Raw genomic sequence first — 525 nt, 5'->3', positions numbered from 1 at the left:
ACACACTGGGAAGCACGCGAAGTCAGTTATGAAATTCAAGGCAAGCTCAAAACTGTCATGACGTCGTTGCCAGCCAAGACCTACAGCACCAAGGCTGTTTCCAGTCTTTATCAGGAGCGCTGGGAAATCGAATTGGGGTTCAGGGATATCAAAAGTTCGATGCAGCAGAACGCCATGACCTTGCGCAGTAAAAAAGTCGACTTGGTCTATCAGGAGGTGTGGGGGCTTTTGCTGGCTTACAACGTGATTCGTCGGGAAGCCAGTCAGGCGGCGGTGGCGTTTGGCCGAGCACCGTCGGACATCCGTTTCAAACCGGCGTGCCAGTACATCGCGGTTCAATTGATTGTGATGGCGGCGGCCAACCCTGTTTCGGCGACAGGAAGACGGATGGCAGAGTTAAGAAAAGGTGTTGGCGGGCTGTTTTTGGATCACCGTCCAAGGCCTGCAAGGCCAAGGACGGTGAAGATCTCAAAAACCCGGTTTCCAGTAGACCGTAAGGCTGCTCCGCTTAAGTGAACAGCATTA

1 protein-coding gene is annotated in these 525 nt (G+C 53.1%); it reads left to right on the top strand.

Going from position 1 to position 525, the window contains the following annotated elements:
* The coding region (locus AC1MDC_RS28695) for a transposase (RefSeq protein WP_480394196.1) at positions 1–516 on the top strand (516 nt) is incomplete at its 5' end.
* Positions 517–525 lie beyond the last annotated feature (9 nt).

This window comes from Pseudomonas sp. 1 (genome assembly GCF_056626735.1).
This window is presented reverse-complemented; position numbering and strand designations above follow the sequence as displayed.